The organism is Dietzia sp. CQ4, assembly GCF_014145125.1.
GTDB classification, from domain to species: Bacteria; Actinomycetota; Actinomycetes; order Mycobacteriales; family Mycobacteriaceae; genus Dietzia; species Dietzia natronolimnaea.
The window spans coordinates 1-3,189 of sequence record NZ_JAALDZ010000280.1 but is presented as its reverse complement, the minus strand read 5'-3'; the positions used below and the strand labels follow the sequence as shown (position 1 = coordinate 3,189).

General features: G+C 71.2%; 5 protein-coding genes. 2 read left to right on the top strand and 3 right to left on the bottom strand.

Features of this window, described 5'->3' with window-relative positions:
- Positions 1-384: sensor histidine kinase (locus tag G6031_RS14815; protein WP_182653663.1), on the top strand; the 384-nt coding region annotated here is incomplete at its 5' end.
- A gap of 305 nt (positions 385-689) precedes the next feature.
- Here the strand turns inward: G6031_RS14815 and G6031_RS14810 are convergent.
- The 3 genes from G6031_RS14810 to G6031_RS14800 form a co-directional block, all read right to left on the bottom strand.
- The gene (locus G6031_RS14810; protein WP_182653662.1) at positions 690-1,574 is read right to left on the bottom strand and encodes an alpha/beta hydrolase; all 885 of its coding nucleotides are present in this window, start codon (positions 1,572-1,574) and stop codon (positions 690-692) included.
- A 163-nt stretch (positions 1,575-1,737) separates the two neighbouring features.
- The gene (locus G6031_RS14805; protein ID WP_182610799.1) at positions 1,738-2,046 is read right to left on the bottom strand and encodes an AzlD domain-containing protein; all 309 of its coding nucleotides are present in this window, start codon (positions 2,044-2,046) and stop codon (positions 1,738-1,740) included.
- 1 nt (position 2,047) lies between these two features.
- Entirely contained in the window at positions 2,048-2,782 is a 735-nt protein-coding gene (locus tag G6031_RS14800) for an AzlC family ABC transporter permease (RefSeq protein ID WP_277820146.1), read from the bottom strand.
- 65 nt (positions 2,783-2,847) lie between these two features.
- On the opposite strand from G6031_RS14800, the gene G6031_RS14795 reads away from it, so the two are divergent.
- Positions 2,848-3,189: helix-turn-helix transcriptional regulator (locus G6031_RS14795; RefSeq protein ID WP_182653660.1), on the top strand; the 342-nt coding region annotated here is incomplete at its 3' end.

Sequence of the window (3,189 nt, the reverse complement as noted above, 5' to 3'; positions counted from 1 at the left end):
CTGGAGGTCATCGAGGGGCCCGGCACGCCGGAGGTGCTCGGCGACGACACGAGGCTCCGTCAGGTGCTGGGCAACCTGGTCGACAACGCCCTGGCCCACACCCCGCCGGACGCCGACGTGACGGTGCGGGTCGGCACCCGCGGCGACGACGCGGTGCTCGAGGTGGCCGATCGCGGGCCGGGGATGACCCCGGAGCAGGCCGCCCGCGCCTTCGAACGCTTCTACCGGGCCGACACCTCCCGCACCAGCGCGACCGGGGGGAGCGGGCTCGGACTGGCGATCGTGCGGTCACTGGTGGAGGCGCACGGCGGGTCGGTCGACGTGGAGACCGCCGCCGGGCAGGGCGCGACGTTCCGGGTGCTGCTGCCGCGGGTGCAGGCCTGAGGGACGACGACGAGGCGGCGCAGACGCTCGAGAACATCCGAGGGTCGTTCCCGGTGAGCGACACGGTGGACCAGGCGACGCTCGACGAGGAGGCGGATGCGCTGCGCAGCTGGATCGAGCAGAGGGCGGCGGCGCTGGCCGAGCAGCGGCCTGTCTGACGTTCCGCGCCCGCCTGGATTCCGGAAGAAAGGTCGTTGCTACTGCGAGGATTTCGGCCGATCCCCGCAGTAGCAACGACCAAGTCCGGGGGAGGCGCGGCGAGGTGCCTCCCGGGTCACGAATCCTGTCGGGCCGGTAGGCCGGCCTCAGGACCACTGCTCCACAAAGGCGAGGGTGGCGGCGTCCGCGACCTCGGGGTCGGAGGCGGTGAGGAAGTGCTGGCCGCCCTCGACGATCTGCAGCGTGGCGGACAGTGAGCCGGTGAACCGGGCGATGCCGTCCTCGGCGTTGGCCACCGAGTACACCTGGTCGGCGGTGCCCTGCAGCCAGAGCACAGGGCAGTGCACGTCGCTCAACCGTGCCTCCAGGCCGTCGCGGTCGCGGAGGTTGATGGAGCTGGTGCGCAGGCGCCGCCGGCCCTCGTCTCGGCGATAGTTAATGCGATAGGTCTGGATCCAGAAGTCACGCTCGGCGTCGGAGACGTTCTCGCCGAGGCCGGCACCGAGTACCGCCACCACGAAGTCGTCGTCCACCACCCAGTCCTCGCCGACGGGCTCGGCGAGCGCCTCGATGGCGGGGCTGCAGAACTCGGCGCCGTTCCAGCAGCCGCGTTCCATACTGGCCGGGCTCTCGTAGTCCATGGAGGTGCCGCAGATGACGATGCCCTCGACGGTGCCGGGATTGAGCAGCGCCATGCGCGTGGCGATCCATCCGCCCTGGGACGTACCGAGCGCGAACGCCTTGGAGATCCCCAGGGCGTCGAGCACCTGCAGGGTGGCGATCGCGCTGTCCCAGTAGGTGAAGTGCCGGTACCGGGCGCGGGTCTCCCCGTGGCCGTAGGGCTCGATCGCCAACAGGTTCATCCGCGAGGCGAGCTCCTCGTTGGCGAACTGCGGCCGGTACAGCTCGACCGAGGTGGTGAACGAGTTGATCATCACCAGCGTGGGCAGGGCGGGGTCGTACTGCCGGGCGAACGAGTAGCCGATGGTCGATCCGCCCAGGTGGGGGATGTCGATGGTCTGCGTTGTCATGGCGGAGTCCTTCTGGAGGGGAGTGCGCGAGGGGTACTCGAACCATAGGACGCTGCCGGCGCCCTGGGAGCGGATCGGCGGGGGCGGTCCGGAGCGGTCGGATCGACAGTGCTCGCCGGCCGCGGGTGCGAGCGAGAGGACGACGACGACGAGGTGTGCCGGTCTAGTCGATACCCAGCGCTCTCGCGGAGGCGGCCACCCCGGCGGCTGCGACGACCACCACGACCAGCGGCACCCGCATCGCCGCCAGGACGGCAGCCGTGGTTACGCCGGCGACGCGAGCCCACCCGGCGAACGACTGCCCGTCGAAGAGGGTCGCGGTAGCGGCGACACCGGCGATCAGCACGATCACCGCGGGATCGCCCCAGTGCTGGAGGCGCAGGGAGAGGCGCGAGCCTCCGAAATGGACCCCACCCAGTCTCACGGCGTAGGTGCCGGCGGCGAGGGCGAGCACCGCGAGGACAAGAGTCACGTCAGACACGGTGTCCCCGCTTCCGCACAGCCGTGAGCAGGCCGATCAGTCCCAGGACGGGGGCCACTCCGGCGGCCACGAACGGGGTGGCGGCCGCGGCGAGGGTCGCTCCTGCAGCGGCGGGGACAGCGGTGCGACGGGTGACGCTGGCGAGGAGGATCGCGACGAAGACCGCGGGGAACGCCGCATCCAGTCCGAGACGGCTGGGGTCGGGCAGGACGTATCCGAGGAGGACGCCGATCGCCGCGCCGAGGGGCCACGCGATCAGGATGGCGACCCCGACCACGCGGAACGCGGGGAGGCGTCGCGCCGGGTGCGGCTGGGCCAGGGCGAAGGCGACGCTCTCGTCGTTGACCAGGTGTGCCGAGAACAGTCGGGGGACGCGCCGCCCGGGCAGAAACGCCGATGCGGAGAAGCCGTAGACACCGTTCCGGAGATTCACCAGGAGCGCTGCGCAGACCGCGATCCAGGGCAGGCCGCCCGACGCGATCACGCCGACGAACACCAGCTCGGAGGATGCGCCGAGCACGAGGACGGCGGCGAGGATGACCAACCACGGGGGAAGGCCTGCGGCTGACGCCATCGAACCGTAGGCCACCCCGACCACAGCTACCGCCGACGCGATCGCCACGGCGGGCGCGACGGGCGCAGGGGCCGGGGGCGCGGGGGTCGTGGGCGTGGCCGTGGGTGCGGGCGTGGCCGTGTCGGGCGGTCGTGTTCGACGAAATAAACACATGAGCAGTATGGTGAACGCATCTCGACCGCCTGTCAAACTGCCCGTGCGTTCGTTATGGTGAACGGATGACGGAACAGCTCGGCGCCAGGATCGGGGCCGCGATCAAACGGGAGCGCACGTCAGCAGGCCTGTCGGTATCCGAACTCGCGCGGCGGTCGGGCGTCTCCAAGGCGACCGTGTCCCAACTCGAATCGGGCGGGGGGAACCCCAGTGTGGAGACGCTGTGGGCGCTGGGGGATGCACTCGGCGTGCCGTTCTCCCGGCTGGTGGACGAGGACGCCGAGCCCGTCACCCTGATCCGCGCCGGCAGCGCCCCGCACGTGCGTTCGGCCAGTGCGAGCTACGTGGCCGCGCTCCTGTCCGCAAGTCCGCCGCACGCGCGCCGGGACGTGTACCTGGTCCAGGCC